This is a genomic window from Chitinophaga deserti (genome assembly GCF_003149455.1).
Lineage (GTDB): Bacteria > Bacteroidota > Bacteroidia > Chitinophagales > Chitinophagaceae > Chitinophaga > Chitinophaga deserti.
In genome coordinates this window covers 514,824-539,271 of the sequence record NZ_QFFK01000003.1, presented here as the reverse complement: position 1 = coordinate 539,271, position 24,448 = coordinate 514,824, and the positions used below count along the sequence as shown (strand labels likewise).

General features: G+C 51.3%; 20 protein-coding genes. 13 read left to right on the top strand and 7 right to left on the bottom strand.

Annotated elements, in window-relative coordinates; genetic code table 11:
* The first annotated feature begins 50 nt into the window (after positions 1-50).
* Genes DEV76_RS09395 through DEV76_RS09385 form a run of 3 tightly spaced genes read left to right on the top strand, consistent with a single transcriptional unit; the run spans position 51 to position 4,195 of the window.
* The gene (locus DEV76_RS09395) at positions 51-2,384 is read left to right on the top strand and encodes a TonB-dependent receptor (RefSeq protein ID WP_109697616.1); all 2,334 of its coding nucleotides are present in this window, start codon (positions 51-53) and stop codon (positions 2,382-2,384) included.
* An 18-nt stretch (positions 2,385-2,402) separates the two neighbouring features.
* Complete coding sequence (locus DEV76_RS09390) at positions 2,403-3,428, top strand: sensor histidine kinase (protein ID WP_109697615.1); 1,026 nt, start codon at positions 2,403-2,405, stop codon at positions 3,426-3,428.
* Positions 3,425-4,195: a LytR/AlgR family response regulator transcription factor gene (locus DEV76_RS09385; RefSeq protein WP_109697614.1), complete on the top strand. Its 771-nt coding sequence runs from the start codon at positions 3,425-3,427 to the stop codon at positions 4,193-4,195. Before DEV76_RS09390 ends, DEV76_RS09385 begins: the two co-directional genes overlap by 4 nt.
* Before the next feature lie 93 nt (positions 4,196-4,288).
* Here the strand turns inward: DEV76_RS09385 and DEV76_RS09380 are convergent, their stop codons facing one another.
* Together DEV76_RS09380 and DEV76_RS09375 are read right to left on the bottom strand one after the other, a co-directional pair.
* Positions 4,289-5,419, bottom strand: coding sequence for a TlpA disulfide reductase family protein (locus tag DEV76_RS09380; protein ID WP_109697613.1), 1,131 nt, complete (start codon positions 5,417-5,419; stop codon positions 4,289-4,291).
* Between the two features lie 88 nt (positions 5,420-5,507).
* The gene (locus tag DEV76_RS09375; protein WP_109697612.1) at positions 5,508-6,389 is read right to left on the bottom strand and encodes an AraC family transcriptional regulator; all 882 of its coding nucleotides are present in this window, start codon (positions 6,387-6,389) and stop codon (positions 5,508-5,510) included.
* Between the two features lie 395 nt (positions 6,390-6,784).
* Between DEV76_RS09375 and DEV76_RS09370 the strand changes: the two genes are divergently transcribed.
* Genes DEV76_RS09370 through DEV76_RS09355 form a run of 4 tightly spaced genes read left to right on the top strand, consistent with a single transcriptional unit; the run spans position 6,785 to position 13,787 of the window.
* Positions 6,785-9,910, top strand: a complete 3,126-nt coding sequence (locus tag DEV76_RS09370; RefSeq protein ID WP_232826916.1) for a SusC/RagA family TonB-linked outer membrane protein — start codon at positions 6,785-6,787, stop codon at positions 9,908-9,910.
* 19 nt (positions 9,911-9,929) lie between these two features.
* A complete protein-coding gene (locus DEV76_RS09365) occupies positions 9,930-11,828 on the top strand; it encodes a RagB/SusD family nutrient uptake outer membrane protein (protein ID WP_109697611.1) in 1,899 nt (632 codons plus the stop codon).
* A gap of 36 nt (positions 11,829-11,864) precedes the next feature.
* Positions 11,865-13,064, top strand: coding sequence for a DUF5000 domain-containing lipoprotein (locus tag DEV76_RS09360; RefSeq protein ID WP_109697610.1), 1,200 nt, complete (start codon positions 11,865-11,867; stop codon positions 13,062-13,064).
* Positions 13,065-13,082: 18 nt separating this feature from the next.
* Positions 13,083-13,787, top strand: coding sequence for a DUF4998 domain-containing protein (locus DEV76_RS09355; protein ID WP_109697609.1), 705 nt, complete (start codon positions 13,083-13,085; stop codon positions 13,785-13,787).
* 128 nt (positions 13,788-13,915) lie between these two features.
* Here DEV76_RS09355 and DEV76_RS09350 read toward each other — a convergent pair whose 3' ends face one another.
* Positions 13,916-15,148, bottom strand: coding sequence for an NADP-dependent isocitrate dehydrogenase (locus DEV76_RS09350; RefSeq protein WP_109697608.1), 1,233 nt, complete (start codon positions 15,146-15,148; stop codon positions 13,916-13,918).
* A 174-nt stretch (positions 15,149-15,322) separates the two neighbouring features.
* Positions 15,323-16,588, bottom strand: a complete 1,266-nt coding sequence (icd, locus tag DEV76_RS09345) for an NADP-dependent isocitrate dehydrogenase (protein ID WP_109697607.1) — start codon at positions 16,586-16,588, stop codon at positions 15,323-15,325.
* 96 nt (positions 16,589-16,684) lie between these two features.
* Between icd and DEV76_RS09340 the strand changes: the two genes are divergently transcribed.
* From DEV76_RS09340 to DEV76_RS09320, 5 genes are all read left to right on the top strand, one after another.
* On the top strand, positions 16,685-17,368 hold the full coding sequence (locus DEV76_RS09340) for an FAD-binding oxidoreductase (protein ID WP_232826915.1): 684 nt from the start codon (positions 16,685-16,687) through the stop codon (positions 17,366-17,368).
* A gap of 124 nt (positions 17,369-17,492) precedes the next feature.
* On the top strand, positions 17,493-18,212 hold the full coding sequence (locus DEV76_RS09335; RefSeq protein ID WP_109697606.1) for a LiaF transmembrane domain-containing protein: 720 nt from the start codon (positions 17,493-17,495) through the stop codon (positions 18,210-18,212).
* 83 nt (positions 18,213-18,295) lie between these two features.
* Complete coding sequence (locus DEV76_RS09330) at positions 18,296-18,649, top strand: DUF4288 domain-containing protein (protein WP_109697605.1); 354 nt, start codon at positions 18,296-18,298, stop codon at positions 18,647-18,649.
* Between the two features lie 19 nt (positions 18,650-18,668).
* Entirely contained in the window at positions 18,669-19,736 is a 1,068-nt protein-coding gene (locus tag DEV76_RS09325; RefSeq protein ID WP_198651996.1) for a sensor histidine kinase, read from the top strand.
* Entirely contained in the window at positions 19,711-20,442 is a 732-nt protein-coding gene (locus DEV76_RS09320) for a LytR/AlgR family response regulator transcription factor (RefSeq protein WP_109697603.1), read from the top strand. The genes DEV76_RS09325 and DEV76_RS09320 overlap by 26 nt, the downstream gene beginning before the upstream one ends.
* 15 nt (positions 20,443-20,457) lie before the next feature.
* On the opposite strand, the gene DEV76_RS09315 is transcribed toward DEV76_RS09320, so the two are convergent.
* Genes DEV76_RS09315 through DEV76_RS09305 form a run of 3 tightly spaced genes read right to left on the bottom strand, consistent with a single transcriptional unit; the run spans position 20,458 to position 23,424 of the window.
* On the bottom strand, positions 20,458-20,859 hold the full coding sequence (locus DEV76_RS09315; RefSeq protein WP_109697602.1) for a thioesterase family protein: 402 nt from the start codon (positions 20,857-20,859) through the stop codon (positions 20,458-20,460).
* Between the two features lie 15 nt (positions 20,860-20,874).
* The gene (locus DEV76_RS09310) at positions 20,875-22,755 is read right to left on the bottom strand and encodes an Nramp family divalent metal transporter (RefSeq protein WP_109697601.1); all 1,881 of its coding nucleotides are present in this window, start codon (positions 22,753-22,755) and stop codon (positions 20,875-20,877) included.
* 9 nt (positions 22,756-22,764) lie between these two features.
* Positions 22,765-23,424: a metal-dependent transcriptional regulator gene (locus DEV76_RS09305; protein ID WP_198651995.1), complete on the bottom strand. Its 660-nt coding sequence runs from the start codon at positions 23,422-23,424 to the stop codon at positions 22,765-22,767.
* Positions 23,425-23,534: 110 nt separating this feature from the next.
* Here DEV76_RS09305 and DEV76_RS09300 point away from each other — a divergent pair, with 110 nt between their 5' ends.
* The gene (locus tag DEV76_RS09300; protein ID WP_109697600.1) at positions 23,535-24,446 is read left to right on the top strand and encodes a hypothetical protein; all 912 of its coding nucleotides are present in this window, start codon (positions 23,535-23,537) and stop codon (positions 24,444-24,446) included.
* Positions 24,447-24,448 lie beyond the last annotated feature (2 nt).

Below are 24,448 nucleotides of genomic sequence, written 5' to 3'. Positions count from 1 at the left end.
ACTTTGCTAAGGGGGCTATAGCATGCACTTTTGCATGAAAACAACCCCCGATGAAATTCTTTTACACGATGGGCCTGTGTTTATTGGCCATTTTGCAGGCTGCCGGGCAGGAATTGCCCCGGCAAACCGTAAAGGGCCTGATCACCGACCGGTCCACGCATTATCCCCTCCCCGGCGCAGCTATTTCCATACCCACACTCAGCAAGGGAGCCGCTACCAATGAGAAAGGCGAATTCCGCATTACAGAAGTCCCCGTTGGCCGCCATACCATCCAGATAACGATGATGGGCTATGAACCTGTGATCCTGCAGGGAGTGGAAGTGAACGCCGGTAAGGAAACCGTGCTGGAGATTCCGCTTACTGAAACGGTGATAACCCTGAAAGGCGCGGAAATCACCATGAAGCGCAGCGAAGGTCCGGGCAGTTCATTAGCCCTGGCCAGTGCACGCCAGCTCAGTATTGAGGAAGGCATGCGCTATGCCGGCAGCAGAAACGACCCTGCGCGGATGGCACAGAACTTTGCCGGGGTATCGGGCGCCAACGACGGGCGAAACGATATCATCATCCGCGGTAACTCACCCGCTGGCGTGCTCTGGCGTGCGGAAGGGGTGGATATTCCCAACCCCAACCACTACAGCACCTTTGGCGCAACCGGCGGTCCGGTTACCATCCTCAATACCAATACCCTTCGCAACTCCACTTTCCTGACAGGCGCTTTCCCGGCCGATTATGGCAACGCGCTGGCAGGGGCTTTTGATCTGCGCCTGCGTAATGGCAACAAAGACCGTTACGAAATGCTGGCACAGGTAGGCTTCAATGGTTTTGAAGCAGCGGTGGAAGGCCCGCTGGGCAAAAAGGGAGGAGCATCTTTCCTGGTGGATTACCGGTATTCCCTCGTAGCAGCCGTGCATGCATTGGGCCTGAACGTTGGAACAGGAGCAAGTATCCCCAAATACCAGGACCTTACCATGAAAGTAAACGTGCCTACCAAAAAAGCAGGCACCTTCAGCCTCTTTGCCATGGGCGGACTCAGTAATATCCATTTCATTCCCGGAGAAGATTCTACCGATCTGTATAATACAGGCGATTATGAAGTGCTGACTACCTCTAATATGGGTGTGGCAGGGCTTACGCATAGTTTTAACTTCTCACCCAATACATACGGCCGCGCCTTTGCAGCCGTATCTATGGCGGAAAGTAAAATGGATAATTTCGAATCGAAAGATGAGATCCGTGGCAAGCGGAGACTGGATCTGGATTACAACCTTATGAAAACCAGTTTCGGCTACCGGGTGGATCATAAGTTTAATCCGCGCAACCAGTTCAGCGTTGGTGTGTCGGGAGAAAGTATGCAGCTCGATATGCGGAACCGCCGAATCAAAGACGGGGATACCGAACTGAGTGACCTCGTGAACACCAGCAACAATACCTGGCTGGGTAAAAGCTGGATGAACTGGCAGCACCGCGTGAACAACGATCTTACTTTTAACGCAGGTGTTTACGGCCAATATTTTGGACTGAACGAACAGTTCCAGGTAGAGCCGCGTGTGAATATGAAATACGACTTTGCACGGAAGCAGTCTTTCAACCTGGGGCTGGGCATGCATAGCCAGCTGCAGCAGCTGGAAGTGTATTTCAATGAAACGGCCGGAAAGCTCAGTAATAAGGATCTTGCACCCACCCGTGCCCTGCATGCGGTACTGGGTTATGATGCGATGTTAGGTGAACGCCTGCGTTTTAAAGCAGAAACATACTATCAGCATCTGTACGAAGCTCCTGTTGAAATTACATCCTCCTCCTTCAGTTTGCTGAACTATGGGGCAGACTTTGGTTTCCCGGATAAACCGAACCTTTTCAACAATGGGAAAGGCCGCAACTACGGCGTGGAGCTGACGCTGGAGAAATTCCTGCATAAAGGGTTTTATTTCCTCTTTACCCAGAGCCTTTTCAGTTCAAAATATCAGGGCAGCGATAAAATCTGGCGTAATACCGCCTTCAATTCTCAATACGTTACCAACTTCCTCATTGGCCGCGAATGGACGATAAAGCCCGGATTCAGTGTGGGGGCAGATAGTAAGGTGAGTGTAGCCGGCGGGCAATGGTATACCCCGTTCAATGAGCAGGCTACTGTGGCTGCGGGGTATGTAGTGTACCAGGAAGACAAAGCTTTTTCACTCCGGAACGATATGTATTTCCGCTGCGACCTGAAATTCTCCTTCACCTGGGAACTGGGCCGGACCACTCAGAAATTCTTTATAGATTTACAGAACCTGACCGCGAGAAAGAATATCTACACCCGCACGATAGATGTGGAAACCGGCAAGATCAAGCAGGTGAACCAGATAGGTTTATTTCCGAATGTTAACTACCAGTTTACTTTTTAAAGCAAACAGACGAGGCATATGCGCAATAACGAGACGGCTCTCGGATTCAACGACAAATGGTTTGTACTGCTGGGCATCCCCCTGCTGGGGTTCCTGACGCCGATCATGTACCTGGGGGTGCGGTTTACCCGTGAGCCAAGGTATACCTGGCTGGCATTCGCCTTTTCGGTGGCTATCACGGCCCTTTTCTGGATGGGCAACCGCTGGATCATCATTCAGTTCCGGCGTAAGTTTCCGCTGCTGAGCCAGGCACGGAAAAGAATTGCCTTCACCGTCCTGGGAATGTTTGTGTTCACTTTCGCCGTGTCTAACTTCAATGGGGTAACACCTCCGTTCTGGTCTAATATTCAGCTGCCATACCCCGATCTGAATGTGCTGAGTATGATCAACACCCTGCTGATCGCGGGTATCTACGAAGTAATATGGTACCAGGCGCAGTTGCGCCTCTCTATGCACGGGCAGGAAGAATTGCGGAACGAGAGCCTGCAGGCGCAGATCAGGGCGCTGAAAAGCCAGGTAGACCCGCATTTTCTTTTCAATAACCTCAATACCCTCAGCTCCGTAGTACACAGTGACCCCGATAAGGCAGAGCACTTCATCCAGCAGCTGTCTAAACTATACCGGCATATGCTGGAAGTACAGGAAACAACCCTCATTTCCGTGAAGGAAGAGCTGGGGCTGCTGGAAGCATATGTTTATCTTCTTAAAACCCGCTTCGGAGATAACCTGCTGGTAACGATAGATGTACCTGATGCTTATCACGAACGCAAGATCATACCGTTTGCCCTGCAGATCGTAGTGGAAAACGCCATGAAGCACAACATTGTATCGGCCGCGAAACCTTTAAACGTGCGGATTGAAGTAGTGCAGGAAAAGATTGTGGTCACTAATAACCTGCAACGGAAGCTGCACGGGGTTGCATCTACAGGCAAAGGGCTGGAGAACATCAACTCCCGTGTTCGCCTGCTGCGAGGTCAGGAAGTAGAACATGTGATTACCGCCGATCAGTTCATCGTATTATTGCCCATATTTCCATCTGCATGATAAAAGTGGTGATTATAGAAGACGAAGCCCCTGCGGCACAGAAGCTCAAAACACTATTGAGCCGCCACGAAGAAGCCGTGGAAGTGCTTGCCGTGCTGGATAGTGTGGAAGAGTCCGCGAAATGGTTCCGGCATTTTCCCATGCCCGATCTGATTTTTATGGATGTGCAACTGGCAGACGGGCTGAGCCTGGAGATTTTCCGGCAGGTATCCCTCACCGCGCCGGTCATTTTTACCACGGCGTACGACCAGTACATGCTGCAGGCCTTCCGGAATAACGGAATCGAATACCTGCTAAAACCGCTCGATGAAGAAGAGCTGCGGCAGGCGCTGGCCAAGTTCCGCCAGTTCTTCCAGCCCCGGCAGGAAGAAGGCAACGGGCTGGAAGATAAGATCCGGCAGCTGCTACAATACGTGCAGCCGGCACAATACAAAGAACGCTTTCTCGTGAAAACGGGGCAGCAACTATACTATGTGAACACCGCTGATCTTGCCTGTGTATATGCAGAAGGGAAGCTCGTGTTTGCGGTCGACTTTGCAGGGAAGAAGCATGTGATGGAGGATAACCTGGCCACGCTGGAACAGCAATTGTCGCCCAGGGAATTTTACCGGGTGAGCCGTCACCTGATGGTGCATGTGAAAAGCGTACGCCGTGTTCACCCCTGGTTCAGCGGCCGCCTGAAGCTCGATCTGCAGCCTGCGCCGGATGTGGATCTGGAAGTAAGCCGCGACAGGGTAGCGGGCTTCAAGGAATGGCTGGGGAAGTAAAAAGAAATTTTGCTGCCAATACATACCATCTCTTACGAAAAAGGGCTGACGGAAAGAATCCGGTCAGCCCTTTATTATTGATCTGTGGTACGCTTATTTGATCACTTCCGCGAGTTTGGCGGTAAGTGCATCGCCACGGAGATTCTTGGCGATGATTTTACCCTGGGGATCGAGCAGGAAGTTCTGGGGGATGGAGCGCACGGCATACAGCTGTGCAGCAGCATTTTTCCAGAAAGCCAGATCGGAAACCTGGGGCCAGGTAAGACCGTCGTCGGAAATAGCTTTCAGCCATTTGTCTTTTGCATTGGGCTGGTCGAGCGATACGCCGAGGATGGTGAAGTTTTTGTCTTTGTATTCGTTATACGCTTTCACCACATGTGGGTTTTCTGCACGGCAGGGGCCGCACCAGGAAGCCCAGAAATCGATAAGCACATATTTACCGCGGAAAGAGGAGAGGGCGACAGGATTGCCTTCAGGATCGTTCTGGGTAAAGTCGGGAGCGATAGCGCCGAGGGAAACTGCTTTCACTTTTTCCAGCATTTCGGCATACGCTTTACCATCGGGGCTGGATTGTACAGCGGGAGCCAGCTTAGCGAACATGGGCTGGATGGTGTTGTAGTCAGGAGTAGAACCTGCGAATTGCTTCAGCGCATCGAGGCCGGCGAGGGATTTGGTATGCGTTTCAGCGAATTTCTTCATGATCGCATCTTCGTCTTCACCGATTTGCTTGCTTTCTGCCATGAGTACGGACATGAAAGCAGAATCTTTCTTCTGCTCTTCAGTTGAGCCATAGTAACGTGCCATGAGGGCTTTGTTACGCTCGCCGAGGGGCTTCATCTGTGCATCGAGTGCCTGCAGATCGGTGGTGTGGATACCGCCTTTCACAGTAGCCGTCTTCATAGAGTCGGCGCTCTTGATGTTAATGGTGCCGGGCTCGAGGAAGATTTTCACTGATTCGGACTGATGAATAGCACGGCTCACATTTGGGCCGTAGTTCAGGAATACCGTTGCTTTGGTAATACCGGGAACAGTGCCGGAGAAAGAGAATTCACCATTTTTAAGGAAGGAAGAATCGCGTTTCTGCTCACCGTCAACTGAATAAACGAGGTATGACTTAACGGGTTCATTGTAGTTCCCGATCTTGCCTTTTACCGTGTACTTGGTTTGGGCATGAACGAGTGCCGGCAGGAGCAGCACTGCTGGCAGCATCTGAAATCTTTTCATGATTGGTTTGATTTTTACGCTCTAAAAATAGGGAAAGAATTCGGTTGAGGACTTGCCGCCTGTCAAAAAAATGCCAACCGGAAAGGCGCTATCCGCCCTTTTGCTGGCGGTAATGGTTGGGAGACATGCCCATCAGCCGGGTAAAAAACCGGGAAAAGTAATACTGATCGCTCATGCCCACGCTTGCTGCCACCTCCTTGATCCTCAGTTCGGTATACAGGAGCAACTCACATGCTTTCTGCACTTTCAGGTTGTTGAAGTACTCAATGGGCGTATATCCCGTCTTTTTCTTAAACTGGTGTACAAAGTGAGAAACGGAGAGGTTGGCAGACTTTGCCAGTTCCTGCAGCGGCAGCTGGGAGCCGATCTGCTGCTTCATGAGAGCAGTGGCGGCAGCCACGATCTCCCGGCTGTCGGCCTGGTTGTCTGGTGTGTACCGCTCAGGGAATAGGAGAGAGGCAAGAAACTGGCCGAAGCAAAGATTGGCGTAAAAGATGTTGTCGAGGTCATTACCATTCTCCAGCTGCCGGTATATAGACCCGAAAAGGGTGATACGCTGATCCCGCCATGGCACAGTGCTTTTCAGCGATTCGGCTTTATTTTCCAAAGAACGGATCACGGTATCGGATGCACTCCCATCGAAGTGTACCCAGTAAATCGTCCACGGGTCAGCTTCATCCGCACTGTAGGAGTGCGCGGTTTTCCGCGGGATGATGAAGAAGTCTCCGGCACTTACGGAATAAGTTTGCCTGTTGAAACGGGCGCTGCCCTTGCCGTCTACGCAATAAATGAGAATGTGCTGATCCACCCCGTCTGGCCGCACGCGGTGATGGAACCTGGCTTTGGGATAGTATCCCATATCTGTGATGTACAGTGCAGCCATCAGATCGTTTTGGGCGCATTGCTCCTGGAGGATCTTGCGCGGGATAACTACGGCCTGCTGCCCGTCGAAACCATCTTTTTTCTTCATGAAGCTTCAGTTTACATCTCCGTAAGATTATCCATTTATTATTCCTGCTGCACGATGTTCCGGTGTATACAAATATATGATATACAAGGATATTTTTATCAATTACCCTTGCGCTTAGGCAAACCTTTCCGCATCAGCATAAAATCCATCACTTCCCCAATCATATCCATTTTTCATTTTAATACATCGATTTATATTTGATGCCGAACAGCATCAACATTAGACGCAATCAACCAAATTATTAAAATCTCTGGGCTATGAAAGTGATCCACGTTCACTCCATTCCAGGCGGGCAAGTTATTTCCCCGCCTCGTGAACTTTCTTTGTTGCATTATAAGGCTTCGTTACTTAAACTCCTTGTAGGAGCACTGCTTTTTATGTTTCTGCCATTAACTATGGCTGCACAGGAAAATGGTGGGCAGGTTACGATCACCGGTAGCGTGAAAGATTCTTTAGGTGTACGCCTGCCAGGTGTTACCGTATTGGTAGCAGGCGTTACAGGAAAGGGTACCACTACCAACGCAGACGGTAAGTTTGTGCTGGATGTAAGCCCTAACGCCACTCTCCAGTTCACACTCATGGGCTTTGAGACAGTAACAATCCCCCTTGCCGGCAAAAGAACTGTAGACGTTGTACTTCGGGAAAGAGTCAGCCAGCTGACCGACGTGGTTATTACCGCCTATGGTAAAAAGCAACAGCGCGAAGCGATTGTTGGAGCCGTGACCACTGTAAACCCTAAAGATCTTAAAATCCCGTCCAGTAACCTTACTACGGCACTGGCAGGCCAGGTAGCCGGTATGATCGCTTACCAGCGCAGCGGTCAGCCGGGGCAGGACAATGCCACCTTCTTCGTGCGCGGTGTTACTACTTTCGGCTACAAGCAGGATCCCCTTATCCTTATCGATAACGTGGAACTGACGGCCACAGACCTTGCACGGCTGCAGGTAGATGATATCGCCAGTTTTTCTATCCTGAAAGATGCCAGCGCTACATCCCTTTACGGTGCAAGGGGCGCCAACGGTGTTATTCTTGTTACAACGAAAGAGGGAAGAGCCGGAAAAGCGAAGATCAACTTCCGCTTCGAGAACTCTATTTCCCAGGCTACGAAAAACATCGAGATGGCAAATCCTGTGTCGTACATGGAGCTCTACAATGAAGCTATCATGACAAGGGATTCCCTCGGTGCTCCGCGCTATGATCAGAACAAAATCAACCATACCCGCAACGGAGATAACAAATTCGTATACCCGGCGGTAGACTGGATGGCGGAGCTTTTCAAGAAGCGTACCAATAACCAGCGCGCCAACCTCAGCGTAAGCGGTGGCGGTGAAGTGGCCCGGTATTATGTGGCGGGAGCTTTCAACCGGGATAACGGTATACTGAATGTGAACCCTGTCAATAATTTCAATAACAATGTAAGACTGGATAATTACCAGCTCCGTTCCAACGTAAATATCAATCTCACCAAAACTACCGAAATGGTGGTGCGATTATCGGGCAACTTCGATGAGTACACTGGCCCGGTTACACAGGATGCTTCCTATGGTACCGATCTGTATTCACTGGTGATGCATACCAGCCCGGTCGATTTCCCGGCGTTCTTCACCCCCGATTCTTCCACCGTATTCGAAAAGCATATTCTTTTCGGCAACAAACTGCGGGAAGACGGCACCCTTGGCGCTAACCCTTACGCCCAGCTGCTCCGCGGATACAAGAATTTTTCCCGCTCCCGTATGTCTGCACAGGTAGAGTTGACGCAGAACCTGTCGTTCGTTACCCCGGGACTTAATTTCCGCGGGATGGTGACCACTAACCGGTATTCTTTCTTCGACGTGGTGCGCCAGTATAATCCTTTCTTTTACCAGGTGGGAGATTACGACAGGAGAACAGACCAGTTCCGCCTTGTATGGCTGAATAACAAGCCCGGAGAAGCTACGGAATACCTTGGCTTTACACCAGGCAACCGGGTGATTTCCACCTTTGTTTACCTGCAGGGGGTGCTGGATTACAACCGCACCTTCGGGGATCATACGATCAGCAGCACCCTCGTTGGCACCCGCCAGCAAACGCTGAATACGGACGGAACTACCCTGCAGACCTCCCTGCCTTACCGCAATATGGGATTGGCAGGGCGTGCTACTTATTCTTACCTGAGCCGTTACTTCCTGGAGTTTAACTTCGGTTACAATGGCAGTGAGCGTTTTTCCACCAACAACCGCTTCGGTTTCTTTCCCACTATCGGTGCATCATGGGTGATTTCCAATGAGCGGATGTGGGAAGGGCTCCGCGATGTGGTAACGAGGGCTAAGGTGCGTGCGAGCCATGGGCTTGTAGGTAACGATGCTATTGGCTCACAGCGGTTCTTCTACATGTCTGAAGTAAATATGAACTCTGGATATGGCGCCACATTCGGGAGGAATAATGCATACACCCGCAACGGGGTATCCATTTCCAACTACGAAAACCGCGACGTAACCTGGGAAACCTCATATCAAACGAACATCGGGCTGGAACTATCGTTCTTCGATAAGCTCAATTTCATCGGGGAAATCTACCGCCAGCGCCGCACCAATATCCTGCAGGAGCGTGCTTCCATACCCAGCACATCAGGACTTGAGGCCGGAATTAGTGCCAATATCGGCGAGGCTATGTCTCAGGGTGTAGATCTTTCGCTGGATTACAAGCAGAACTTCGGTAAAGATGTATGGGCAGCAGTTCGCGGTAACCTGACGTACGCTACCAATGAATTCAAACAATACGAAGAGCCTAAATTCAATGAACCCTGGCGTTCGCGCATCGGTAATTCCATCAACCAGGTATACGGATTTATCGCGGAAAGATTGTTTGTTGATGACGAAGAAGTAGCCAATTCACCCCGCCAGAACTTTAACGGCTTCGTGACACGTGGTGGCGACATCAAGTATCGCGATGTAAACGGCGACGGGCAAATCACTGAGCGTGATATGGTGCCTATCGGCATGCCCACTGCACCTGAGCTGGTGTATGGCGCAGGTTTCTCCGTTGGTTATAAGAACTTCGACCTGTCTGCTTTCTTCCAGGGCCTTGGCCGGGAATCTTTCTTCATCGATGTATCTGATGTAGACAATGGAGGTACTTACCTGGAAAGCACCATGCCTTTCGTTGGCAACGCGCAGATTTTGAAAGCATATGCGGAGAATCACTGGTCGGAAGAGAATCAGAACATCTATGCCATGATGCCCCGTTTATCCCATACGCATAACTACAACTCCGCGCCCTCGCCTTCAGATAAGGTTACCATTCCCAACACCTGGTTCATGCGTAACGGCGCCTTCCTGCGGTTGAAAAGCCTGGAGGCGGGTTATACCATTCCGAAGCATATCACCAAACGTTATCACATCGAGAATCTGCGTATCTATTTCAACGGACTGAACCTGCATACCTGGAGCGCATTCAAACTGTGGGATCCGGAAATGGCCGGCAAGGGCATGTCTTACCCGGTGCAGAAAGTGTTCAACTTCGGTATCAACGTCAACCTGTAGTGTGTTAAAAATGCAAATCATGAAATTCAATATACGTACCTGGATAGTGGCGGCTGTGCTAATGGCAAGCCTGCCGTCCTGCAAGAAATACCTGGATGTAGTGCCTGACAACGTGGCAACGGTAGATTACGCTTTCCGTAACCGGAATGAAGCGGAGAATTACCTGTTCACCTGCTACGCTACAATGCAAAAGTCTATTTTTTATGCCTGGTCCGATCCGGCTTTCACCACCGGTGGGGAGCTGTTGCACCCGTTCCCGGTAGAGAACAATGCAGACATGGGTTTCCGGATGCTGCGCAGCGGAAATAACGTGCTGTCTGTAGAACTGAACTTCTGGAGCGGCGGTAATGCGGGAGTAAACCTTTATCAGGCTATCCGCCGTTGTAATATTTTCCTTGATAACGTAAGTAAGCCGGTAGACCTGTCTGCCAGCGAAAGAGCGCGGTGGACTGCCGAGGCGAATTTCCTCAAGGCTTACTACCATTATTGGCTGGTACGCATGTACGGGCCGATTGCCGTAATACGCAAAAATCTCCCGGTGAATGCATCTATCGAAGAAGTGCGTGTGAAAAGGGAGCATGTGGATACCGTTTTCAACTACATCGTGCAATTACTGGATGAAGCGGCAGCCGGCCTCCCGCGCATCATCACATCAGAGGCCAGCGAGTTGGGCAGGGTCACCCGTTCAACAGCATTGAGCGTTAAAGCAGAAGTGCTGGCCTGGCAGGCTAGCCCGCTGTTCAATGGTAACCCCGACTACATCAATTTCCGTTCAAAGGAAAATACACCACTGTTTTCTCCAACCGCAGATCCCAATAAATGGGCATTAGCTGCCGAAGCCTGTAAGCTGGCGATAGAGGAAGCACATTCCGTTGGCAGAAAACTTTATCCCTTTGTGCCGCCTGCGAATCTTACCGGCCTGAGCGATTCCACCATGCACCTGCTCGCTTTCCAGGGCGCGGTAACGCACCTTTTCAACGACGAAGTGATCTGGGGAGCCAATGCGGTGAACAGCGACTGGCAATATATCTGCATCCCCAAAATGGCAGCGGAATCTCAAACCAACGATGTGATCTGGGGAAGCCTGTCTGCCCCACTGGCTATCGCTGAACTGTTCTACACGAAAAACGGTGTTCCTCTCAACGAAGACAAGACCTGGGATTATGCCAACCGTTATGTACCACGTGCCAGCGACGATGCACACAGGTATTATATCCGGAACGGGTATCAGACAGCAGGGCTCAACATGAACCGGGAAGTCCGCTTCTACGCCAGCCTTGGCTTCGACGGCAGCAACTGGTTCGGCAACGGAACACTGGACGACGATAACCAGCAATATGTGCAGGGTAAGATGAAACAGGTAAGCGGTGCGGCTATGATCGTTAAAACGAACTCCACCGGCTACTGGCCCAAGAAGCTCGTGCCTTACCAGAGCGAGTTCCTGGCCCGCAGCCTTCCTGTACCATTTGCAGTACCCCGCATCCGCCTCGCTGCCATGTACCTGCTGTATGCGGAAGCGCTGAACGAAACAGGCAACCGTACCGAGGCACTTACCTGGGTAAATAAAGTGAGAGACAGGGCGAAGCTGAAAACGGTGGAAGAGTCCTGGGCCAATTTCTCCAATAACCCCGGGAAGTTCAACAGTAAAGAAGGCCTTCGCCAGATCATTCACCAGGAAAGGCGTATTGAACTGGCCTTCGAAAGCCAGAGCGGCTGGGATATGCGCCGGTGGAAGGAAATGAAGGATTACCTGTCTAAACCCATGCAGGGCTGGAGTGTGTATGAAGAAAGCGTGGCAGGTTACTACCGTCCGCGTACGATCATCACACCGGTATACAATACCCGGGAATATTTATGGCCTCTCAGCGAAGCTGACCTGACCATAAATCCCAACCTTGTGCAAACGCCTTTATGGTAATCGGGGATTCCTTCTTTCAATTAAAATCCAATCAAGATGCAAACTTCACAAACCAAAATATTCGCGCTGCTGAGCCTGCTGGGCATGGCAACCGTATTGGGTAGCTGTTTTAAGGACGACGCTTTCAACGAGCCCACAGATAAAGACGGCGCCCGGCCTGCTCCCGTTACCAATGTACAGGTAACCAATCATAACGGCGGTGCAACCATCACCTATACGCTGCCCAATTCCTCCAACCTGCTGTATGTAAGGGCGAAGTATAAAACCAACGATGCACTTACACGGCAGACGCAGGTTTCTTATTACTCCAATAAAGTGGAAGTAAGCGGCTTTGCCGAGAAGAAAGAATATGAAGTGGTGCTTACAACCGTTTCGCGTGCCGAAGTAGAATCCGAGCCGGTGATCGTAAAGGTGAACCCCGAAACGCCTGTTCACCGTTTGGTGATGCCTACCGTACGGATCGCACCTGACTTTGGCGGTGTCTTCATCGGCTGTGTGAATTCCATCCGTGAAAAGATCGGCGTTATCGTAATTACAAAAGATAAGAACGGAGAATTTAAGCCCATCGAAAACCAGTATACTACTAATGAGCAAATCGGTTTCAGTGTTCGCGGGTATGAAAATGAGCCGCGTGAGTTCGGTGTTTATATCGTAGACCGCTGGGGCAACAGTTCCGATACGTTGTTTGAAACGATCACACCGCTTTTCGAAGAACTTATCGACAAGAACAAGTTTGCGGATATGAGCTCTCCGGGCGATGAGCCTTCTGACTATGGCTGGTTTATCCACTACCTGTGGGATGGTAACAACGATCCTAACAGCACCGGTTTCCACACTACCACAATTGGTGCACTGCCCAAGCACATCACTTTCGATATGGGTGCGAGCTATAATCTGAGCCGCTTTAAAACCTGGCAGCGTGGTGGCGGATGGTACGACTTCTCGCATGGTAACCCTAAGAGATGGCGCGTTTGGGGCACTAATGAAAGGCCTGCGGCAGACGGCAGCTTCACCGGTTGGACGATGCTCGGCGAATATGAAGCCCCTGCTAAACCGTCAGGAAGACCGCCTTACGACAATACCGCGGAGGATCAGGCATTCGGCAGAAACGGATTTGAATTCAACATTCCGGCCGGCTCCCCTAAAGTCCGCTACATCCGTTTCCAGGTGCTGGAAACATGGTCTAACACCAACTTCTGGCATATGGTCGAAATCTCGTTCTGGGGCCAGCAATAACCTAAAACCGACAAACACATGAAACCTATCCATCTTCATAAAACATTTCCCCTGGCAGGCGTTGCCATCATCCTGCTGGGCGTTTTGCCTGCCTGCGATAAACAGGCTACTGACTACAGGGAGTATCTCAATGGCAAGGAAAAAGTGTATCCCGGGTTGATGAAGAACCTGGAGGTATTACCTGGCAAAGAGCGTGTACGCTTCAGCTGGCAGCCCAGTGCAGATCCCAGCATCAAGTCGTACAAAATCACCTGGAACCGTGGAGCATCATCACTGGAAGTGGCGGCCACTTCCCACGATCCGTCGCAAACATTGACGGCCACCGTGAACGGGCTGGCAGAGGATACCTATGATTTTAAGATTTACGCGCAGGACGGGGCAGGCAATATATCCGTACCCATTGAAAAGGCAGGCGTTCGCAGTTATGGCGGGCGCTACCAGAGCGGGCTGGGTAACCGCGGTATTGTTTCCAAATGGTTTGAGGGGGATAAAACGCTCGTCATCCAATGGGCAACTGCCGATACCGTGCACACCGGTTCCCGGATCACATATACCGATCTTGCCGGCCAGGAGCAAACGGTAGATGCCGGAGCAGCAGTAACAGAAACACGGCTGCCTGATTGCCGGGAAGATGAACCGGTAAGCGTACTGTCGGGCTACAAACCCGTGCGCCTGGCAATAGATACTTTTTACGCCCTAAAACCAGATACACTGAAGTTTTAGTTTCCTTCTATTAGCTGTTTGTAATTTCGCCCCCTGTACTTAGTGTCAGGGGGCTTTTTTTATTGAGTGCCTGACAAAAAAAAACGGCCTCCGCAATGGGAGGCCGTTTCTATATCTCAAATGTTGGATTATTTGGCGAGTTTGGCTTTCAGTGCTGTGTCCAGCGCTTCGAGGAACTCCTCGGTGTAGAGGTAGTGTTTGCCATGTTCCACTTTGTTACCGTGGATGCAAACGGCCAGGTCTTTGGTCATTTTACCGCTCTCAACGGTCTCGATGCAAACTGCTTCGAGTGCGTGGCAGAAATTGATCAGTTCCTGGTTACCGTCCAGCTTACCACGGAACTCCAGGCCGCGGGTCCATGCGAAGATGGAGGCGATGGGGTTGGTGGAAGTAGGTTTACCGGCCTGGTGGTCGCGGTAGTGACGGGTAACGGTACCGTGAGCAGCTTCTGCTTCCATTGTTTTGCCATCAGGCGTAACGAGGGTGGAAGTCATGAGGCCGAGGGAGCCAAAGCCCTGTGCAACGGTGTCGGACTGTACGTCGCCATCGTAGTTCTTACAAGCCCATACGAAGTTACCGTTCCATTTCAGCGCAGAAGCCACCATGTCATCGATCAGGCGGTGTTCGTAAGTGAGGCCGTTTTTATCGAACTCAGCTTTGAACTCTTTCTGGTACACGTCTTCAAAGATATCTTTAAAGCGGCCGTCGTATTTCTTAAGGATGGTGTTTTTGGTGCTGAGGTACAGGGGCCATTTTTTCATAAGCGCCTGGTTGAAGCAGGCACGGGCGAAACCGTAGATGGATTCGTCTGTATTGTACATAGCGAGGGCTACGCCGTCGCCTTTGAAGTTGTATACTTCAAACTCCTGTACATCGCCATTCTCGCCTTCAAATTTGATAGTGAGTTTGCCTTTTCCTTTAGTGAGGAAGTCGGTAGCGCGGTACTGGTCGCCGAAAGCGTGGCGGCCGATGCAGATGGGAGCGGTCCAGTTGGGAACAAGACGGGGAACGTTTTTCATCACGATAGGCTCGCGGAAAACGGTACCATCGAGGATGTTACGGATAGTGCCGTTGGGCGACTTCCACATCTGTTTCAGTTTGAACTCTTCTACACGTTGCTCGTCGGGAGTAATAGTGGCGCATTTGATGCCCACGTTGTATTGTTTGATAGCGTTGGCAGCGTCAATAGTCACCTGGTCGTTGGTAGCATCGCGGTGCTCCATGCCCAGATCATAATATTTAATGTCCAGCTCCAGATAGGGTGTGATCAGTTTGTCTTTGATGAACTTCCAGATGATCCGCGTCATTTCGTCGCCATCCAGTTCAACCACAGGGTTTGCAACTTTAATTTTTTGTGACATCGATTTAATGTTTTGTTTTCTTCAATATGCTTTTATGGTCTTTGGTCTTTAATGAGACACGAAATCCCGTTACGGATTACGTTTTTCTATCAAATGATGTTATTTGAATGTCGAAAGATAGTATTATCCTTCAAAAAAACGTAATTGTAACGGGAAAATCGGTGTTAAGGCCTGTTAGAGCTGCTTGATGATCTCGTCTGCGAACTCACTTGTCTTCACGAGCGTGGCGTCGTCCATGAGCTTATAGAAGTCGATGGTAACGCGTTTGCGCATGATGGCGGTGCTGAGGCCGTGGGTAATGATATCTGCTGCTTCCTTCCATCCGAGATATTCCAGCATCATAACGCCGGAGAGGATTACGGAGGATGGGTTCATGGTGTCGGTATTAGCGAAGCGGGGAGCGGTGCCGTGGGTAGCTTCGAACACTGCGTGGCCGGTAGCATAGTTGATGTTGCCGCCGGGTGCGATGCCGATACCGCCTACTGCTGCTGCCAGCGCGTCGGAGATGTAGTCGCCGTTCAGGTTGAGGGTGGCGATCACGGAGTAGTCCTGCGGAGCGAGGAGGATCTGCTGGAGGAAGTTATCGGCGATCACATCGTTTACGATGATTTTGTTATGCGCCCTTGCTACGGCAATTTCTTTGTTAGCCGCATCTTCGCCCTGTTCTTTCTTGGTTTTTTCCCATTGCTCCCAGGTATATACGAATTCACCGAATTCACGTTCGGCCAGTTCGTAACCCCAGTTTTTGAAGCCACCTTCGGTGAACTTCATGATGTTGCCTTTATGCACGATGGAAACGGTGGGTTTCTTGTGCTCGATGGCATATCTGATAGCAGCGCGAACGAGGCGTTCGGTACCTTCTTTCGATACGGGTTTGATGCCGAGGGAAGAAGTTTCCGGGAAACGGATCTTGTTTACGCCGAGTTCTTCTGTGAGGAATTTGAGGAGTTTGTTGGCGCCTTCGGTGCCATACATATATTCGATGCCGGCATAGATGTCTTCCGTGTTTTCGCGGAAAATCACCATATCCACCTTTTCGGGGTGCTTCACGGGGCTGGGTACTTTATTGAACCAGCGAACGGGGCGCACACAGGCGTAAAGGTCCAGTTCCTGGCGCATTGCCACGTTCAGGGAGCGGATACCGCCACCCACAGGCGTGGTCAGCGGGCCTTTGATGGATACCAGGTATTCTTTCAAAGAATCCAAAGTGCTCTTGGGCAGCCATTCGCCCGTTTCCTGGAAGGCTTTCTCACCTGCCAATACTTCTTTCCACTCAATCTTCCGTTCTCCACCATAGGCTTTTTCTACAGCCGCGTCAAATACCCGTACGCTCGCACGCCAGATATCCGGCCCGATGCCGTCACCGATAATAAATGGAATAATGGGATGGGCAGGAACCTTGATCTGCCCGTTGATCATCTGAATTTTTTCTGCCGGCATATTGCTATTTCTTTATTGCACCGCAAAGGTAACACATTTGCAATGGTCCCCGCCACCCGATTTGTGAGAATTAACTTAAATTCGGAGTAGAATTGTATGACCCGTAAATCTGGCGCCATGGAGCAACATATTGTTAGTATTATTGATGTAACCCCCGTTACCCACGATGTAAAACGCTTCAGATTCCAAAAGCCCCCGGGGTATACTTTCGTACCCGGACAGGCTACAGACGTGGCCGTTAACAAGCCGGGATGGGACGATCAGCTTCGGCCATTCACTTTTACGGCACTTAACGACTGGGACCATCTCGAATTCACCATAAAGATCTACGACGACCATGAGGGTGTTACCCACCAGCTGGGGCAGCTCAAAGCCGGGGATGAACTCATCATCCACGAGCCCTGGGGCGCCATCCAGTACCAGGGAGAAGGGGTTTTTATAGCCGGAGGTGCCGGTATTACCCCCTTTATTGCCATTTTCAGGCAATTGCAAAAGGAGGGGGAAGTTGGTAGTAACAAATTGATATTCAGTAATAAAACGCAGGAAGATGTCATTCTCGAAGACGAGCTCCGCTCCATCCTCGGCCCCAATTTCATCAATACCCTTACAGATGAGGCCCGCCCCGGCTACGACCATCACCTCGTGGATGAGGTGTACCTGCGCGACAAGGTTAAAGATTACAGCCAGCACTTTTACCTCTGCGGTCCCGACCCCATGGTGGCCGCCCTGCAGCAACTTATCCGCAAACTTGGCGGTGAAACCATTATTGTGGAACTCTGACCGGTTTCACCGGCATTTTCCCCGCTTTTACCGGTAAATCCACCCCCGCCCGCCTGATCCCTGTTGCCCGGCGTATATGCGCTCCGTATGTTTGTATCATAAATAATCACAAACACTACAATTTATGGGTAACTATAATCGTCGTCAAGATAGTGGAAACGGTAGCGGTCTCTGGGCCGGCGTTATCATTCTCTGTATCGGTCTTTTCATTTTCCTGAAAAAAATGGGGCTTGAGCTGCCTAACTGGCTCTTTTCCTGGCCCATGATCCTCATTGCCGTAGGCTGTATTATGGGTGTAAAAGGTAAGTTTCAGGGTATTGCCTGGTTTATAGTAACCATGGTAGGCTGTATATTCCTTGTAGGCGATATTGTGCCGTTCGACTGGAACCTGCGAAGGTTCGTATGGCCCACCATCCTTATCCTGATCGGTATTTATATCATAGGCCGGTCTACCAGTAAAAAGAGCCAGTATGAGAAGATCTTTTCTGCAGACGATAGTGCCAATTCTGATGACTTCATTCAGGCTACCACTATTTTCAGCGGAACGAATAAAGTAATCCTGTCAAAGAACTTCAAAGGCGGTAATGTGACCACGGTATTCGGGGGCACGGAGCTGAACTTTTCGCAGGCAGATATTGAGGGCGAAGTTTTCCTTGAGATCACAACGCTCTTTGCAGGAGTGGAGATAATAGTGCCTTCCAGCTGGGACGTGCGGGTAGATGTGAACACCGTATTCGGTGGTATCGAAGACAAGCGCATTGTTCCTCCGGCCATTCCTTCGAACAAAACACTGATCCTGAAAGGCTCGTGCACATTCGGAGGGGTTGATCTGAAAAGTTATTAATCCTTTCCTTCCGCCCTTTTTCAACCATCGTTTGCAAGCCCCTTCCATCCATCCATCCTTATAGTCACCGAAAACCTTTTAACATGTACTGGTACGTTGCCAAGATCGTATATCAGATCATTTGCGGCACAGGCGATCACCTTCCGCAATTCGACGAGCAGTTGCGCCTCATCAGCGCCACCAGCAAGCCTGAAGCCTGGAAGAAGGCTGTGCAGATCGGAGAGCAGGAACAGTATGCTTTCCGTAACCAGCGCGAAGAGCTGGTAGAATGGCGCTACATCAATGTGCCTGAGCTGCTGGCGCTCGACGAGCTGAAAGACGGTATGGAGATCTACTCCCGCGTGGAGGAGCCCGACAATGCCAACAGCTATGTAGCGCTCCTGCAAATGAAAGCAGCACAGCTGCAATCGCAGAAGATGTTTGAACTGAATGTTTAATCCGGTAATCTGATCACCATTGGCTACGCATCTTCTAAAAGAAAAGCCCTTCCGCTGGTCGTTCCTCGTTGCCTGCTGCCTGTTTTCCATGCTGCATGGTTTCATCCTCCACTACTGGCTGGGGGTAGACGGGCCCAACGCCTGGATGGACGCCAATATTCATAATATCCTCCTGTTCATCGCGGTGGCCGCCATCACCCAGATGCAGGCTTACTACCGGCCGGTGAGAACACGCTATGTGTACGTGGCCGTTCTCACCGCCGTTATCTCCGTACTCTGGCTGCTGCTGACCCTTGTTATCCTGAAAACAGTATTCGCGAAAGACACGGTGTATGTGCAATGGTTGTCAGACACCGCACCCGTACGCTTCGCATTGGGGTGGCTCGTACTCACCGGCACCGGCTTCCTCAGCTTCTTCCTCTACGAAATGGAAGATCAGCGGCAGGCACTGGCAAGGAAAGATGCAGCGGAGAAGATGGCCCGCGAAGCGGAACTGTATAAGCTCCGCCAGCAGCTGCAGCCGCACTTCCTCTTCAACAGTCTTAACTCCATCAACGCACTGGTTTCCATCCGGCCGGAAGAAGCACGGCAGATGATTCAGCAGCTGAGCGACTTCCTCCGCGGAACGCTCAAACGTGAAGATCAAAGCTGGATACCCCTGCGCGAGGAGCTTCAATACCTCCAGCTGTACCTCGACATTGAAAAGGTACGCTTCCGCCACCGCCTCACCACTGAGGTGATAACGGAGTCCGGCGCTGGAGAGCTGCACATCCCGCCCATGCTCCTGCAGCCTGCCGTGGAAAACGCCATCAAGTTCGGATTATACGATACCATCGATGCCATCAACATACGGATACGTGCCTGGCAGGAACGTGATGTCCTCTTCATTTCCGTAACCAATCCTTTTGATGCGGAGCTGACACAATCTGCAAGAAAGGGAACAGGCTTCGGCCTTAGTTCCATCAGCCGCAGGCTGTATCTGTTATTTGCCCGGCAGGATCTGCTGGAAACTTCCGCCGAAGGCAACCTTTTTACCACACTTATTAAAGTACCGCAACAGCATGATAAAGACCATTCTCATAGATGACGAGCCCCTGGCACGTGAACTGGTCAGGGAATACCTGCGCGACTTTCCGCAGGTAGAAATAGTGGCCGAGTGCAACGACGGCTTCGAAGGCCTCAAAGCCATACAACAACACCAGCCCGATCTCCTGTTTCTCGATATACAGATGCCCAAGATCAACGGGTTCGAAATGCTGGAGCTGGTAGACAAGCTGCCGCAGGTCATCTTCACCACCGCTTTCGAGGAATACGCCCTCCGTGCTTTTGAGGTAAGTGCCGTAGATTATCTGCTGAAGCCTTTCTCCAAAGACCGCTTTGGCAAAGCCCTCCAGAAAATGCTGGATCGCCGTACAGAAGTATCGCCCGAGCTGCTCGACAATGCTTCCCGCGAAATGCCCATGCAGCAAAACAGGGTGGTGGTAAAAATAAACGGTAAGATTAAAATCATTCCCGTGCCCGACATCCATTATCTCGAAGCGGCGGATGATTATGTGAAGATTGTAACGGGAGAGGGATCGTTCCTGAAGAATAAGACCATGGCCTGGTTCGAGAAAATGCTGGACCCGCAGCAATTCATCCGTGTACACCGGTCGTACATCCTCAACATTGCGCAGATCACGCGGATAGACCCTTACGAGAAAGAAAGCTACCTCGCCATATTGCGCGATGGCAGCAAGGTGATGGTGAGTAAAACGGGGTATCCAAAACTGAAAGAAGTACTGGGATTATAGCGTTTCTTTACATATTCATTTTGCATTTGAGAGAGACTGGAACAGCCGTTCCAGTTTTTCTTTTTTAAGGATCTTCTGTCCCTGCCGGCCTTTGGCAATCAGCCTCCCGTTGCAGCGGGCTTCGTAGGAGCAGATGATCTCATGGCCGTTGATGCTTTCGGCAATGGCGGTAAATTCCACGGTAGTGCCTTCCGGCGCGGGGCTGAGATGTTCTACCGTTATGTGTGTGCCGATACCTTCTTCCTCATCATCTTTCATATCCAGCACAAACAGGCGGCCGCACCATTCTGCATCGCGTGCAAGGGCGAAGGTGGCGTATACGGGATGTACATGGCCGCTGTCGAAAGCAGCACAATCTTCGGGACGGACCAGGCGGCTGAAACGCCTTTCATCTCCGGGTTGTACGTTGTTGCGCATGCGTTTATTACTTTTTTATTGTACGACCAGTACAGGAATGTGAACCTTATGCCGCACGTAGTTCACGGTTTCTCCATACAGCCAGTCTTTCAGTCCGGAGTGGCCATGGCCGCCCAGTACAAGAAGGTCGGCCTTTTCGGTGGTTACAATCCGGGCAATTTCTTTGGCACGGTGGCGGTACCCCAGCTGCCCGATAGCTTTTACGCCGCGGTGCGCCAGTAGCCGGATGTATGTATCGAGCTGTTCCTGATCTTTCTGCGTTTCGAAATCGTGGGCATCTTTCCCGAAGTAACGGGCAGAGGCGCTTTCCACGATATGAATAAGTACGTATTCGGTTTGCGGGTTGCCCTGCGCCAGAGCATTGGCAATCACCTGCTCGTCTTGCTGCGAGAAGTCGAGCGCCATGGCAATGCGGTTGTATACCGGTTTCTCGAGGCTGCCGAGAGAGATATTTGCAGGGTGCATCTGTGCAGAGCGCATTTTACGATAGCGGCTCAGCCAGGGGTATATGATGGTGATGATGAGCAGGAATACGAATGTGAGGATCACGAGGATGATAAGTCCGTCTACCCACCAGGGATTATCGGACGTTACAAACGCTTCTGCCTCATTGTACACCATGCGGATGTTGAGATATACCAGCACACTGGAAATGAGCCATGCGGCAGCTTTCACGATGGGCTTGATGGCGAAGGCGCCCATGGTTTGCTTATCGCTCACGAAATGGATGAGGGGGATGATGGCGAAGCCCAGCTGCAGGCTCAATAGTACCTGGCTGAATACCAGCAGTTCCCCGATCTTTTCTTCACCCGCAACGATGATCACGATCAGTGCGGGAATGATAGCCACGAGCCTTGTAATAAGGCGGCGCAGCCAGGGGTTGATGCGCAGGCGGAGGTAACCTTCCATCACGATCTGCCCGGCAAGGGTACCGGTTACGGTAGAGCTTTGGCCGGCGGCGATGAGGGCCACCGCAAAGAGGATGGGGGCCATTTTACTGCCCAGCAGGGGCTCCAGCATGCGGTGTGCTTCGTGCAGGTCGGCAATGTCGGTATGCCCGGCTTTATAGAATACGGTAGCGGCGAGGATAAGGATGGCGGCGTTTACAAAGAAGGCGAGGTTCAGCGCTATGGCCGTATCCGCGAAATTGATACGCAACGCCCGCCGGATGCCGCTTTCAGTTTTACTGATCTTGCGGGTTTGTACCAATGCAGAGTGCAGGTACAGGTTGTGCGGCATTACCGTGGCACCGATAATACCGATGGCGATGTACAGGGCAGTGTCGTCGGGGAGGGCAGGTACCAAACCCTTTACCACTTCGCCCATCGGTGGTTCGGCAATAAGCAGCTGAAAGAGGAAGGAGGTACCTACGATGGCTACCAGGGTGATAATAAACCCTTCCATTTTCCGGATGCCGTAGCGTTGGAGGATGAGCAGCAGGAAGGTATCCAGCACGGTGAGGCTAACGCCCCACATCAGGGGCAGCCCGGTCAGCAGCTGAATACCGATGGCCATGCCCAGAACTTCCGCAAGGTCAGTAGCGGCGATGGCGATTTCTGCGAGGATGTATAATATAAAGTTAACCGGGGCGGGATAGGTTTCGCGGTTGGCCTGTGCCAGATCGCGGCCGCGTACAATACCCAGCCGGGCGCTGAGGCTTTGCAGCAGCAGGGCCATCAGGTTACTCATCAGCAGCACCCAGAGGAGGGTATAGCCGTACCGGCTGCCGCCCGCAAGGTCGGTAGCCCAGTTACCGGGGTCCATGTAACCAACGGAAACGAGGTAGGCCGGACCAAAAAAGGCCAGTATCCTTTTCCATTTGGAGGGCTGGTGCCGGGTGGTGTCTATACTCTGGTGAACTTCGCTGAGTGAGGCGCTTGATTCCTGCGTGTGCATGCTGCCGGTTTACAATGATTTTACCATGATGTTCTTCGATACCTGTTCGCTGAGGGTAAAAGCGGGCTGATTACGGATCTTGACCTCTACGGAGTTATCAAACTCATATCTTTCTATAATATCGAGCTGGGTGCCGAGCCGGATGCCCTTGGCATTGAGGAACTCGAGCAGGGAGGATGACTGGTCGGATACACCGGCCACTTCCAGCCGCCTTGCCGTTGCTTTATCGAGGGATACCAGCGGCTGGCTTTTGGAAATACGCCCCAGTGCATCGGGGATAGGGTCGCCATGAGGGTCGGTTGTGGGGTTACCCAGGAAATTACTCAGGCGGGTAATGAGCTTCTCGCTCCTGACATGCTCCAGCTCCTCGGCAATTTCATGCACCTCGTCCCAGCTGAAGCTCAGTTTATCTACCAGGAAGCACTCCCATAAACGGTGGCGGCGTACGATCTGCAGGGCTATTTTACGGCCTTCAGGGGTTAAACTGATGCCCTGGTACTTCTCATAATCGATCAGCTTCTTCTCTTTCAGCTTCTTTGCCATGTCCGTAACCGATGCCGGCTTGGTATCCAGCTCGTAGGCAATGGCGTTGGTGCTGACTACCGCGTTCCCGTCCTGCAGTTTGTAAATACTCTTAATGTAATTCTCTTCCGCTACCGTCAAGTTCATATCCTCTAAAATATTATTTAGACAAATCTAAATAAAATATCGGGAAAGTAAAAGAACAGGAAGAAATTTGGAATTAATGACTAATTTTCGCCCAATTACGACAAATCACTATGCGGAGCATTCTAATCCTGTTTCTGGCAGCCGGCTTACTGGCAGGTTGCAAATCCAAAAAAACTATTAGCGAAGATGACCGGGAACTGACGTTTGCGGACTTCTCGGGGAAGTTCCCCACTGCGGAAGCGCTGCGGTGGAATGCCGATTCGCTGAAGCAGAAACAGGCGGATAGTCTGGCTTTCAAACCCCGTTACCTGAAACAGTTCCTCCCCGATACATTGGCGAAGGGCATTTTCGGAGCAGCGGAGAAGCCTAAATTCTGGCCCATCGGTAAAGTGAGCCTTTCGGAAGATCTGCAGCTCTATCTTGTAGAAGGCAGTGCCAAATCGGGTGAAGCGGCGTGGATGTGCTTTTATGATAAGAATGGCGCCTTCCTGCAGCGGCACTTAGTAGCCCGTTACATACCGGGTGGCAGCAAGAAAACAGGGTTCTCCGTAGATAAAAAGGGGAATATCCGCATCATCACCGAAACAGGAACGGCCGTAGCCCGGGAAGATGTATTTGCCGCAAACCCCGACGGCAGCATGGCCCTCATCCTCACCAACTCCAACGAGCCTTCCGTAACGGGGCTTTTCAATCCCATCGATACCCTTCCGCGCAAGCATAAGTATTCTGCCAACTATACTGCCGGCGAAGGCAACATCGTTTCCATCCGTGATGGAGAAACGAACAAAGAATTCCTCTTCTTCATTCACTTCACCCGTGATAAGGGTGCCTGTGTGGGTGAGCTGGATGGAACAGGGCGTTTCACGACCGCTACTACCGGACAGTTCCGCGACAAGCAATCGGGCTGCATTGTGGACTTCAAATTCTCCAACAGCCAGATTACCATCAGCGAAACCGCCTGCGGTGCCTACCGCGGCATTAAATGTGCGTTTGAAGGCACGTTTACCAAAAAGCGTAAATAATT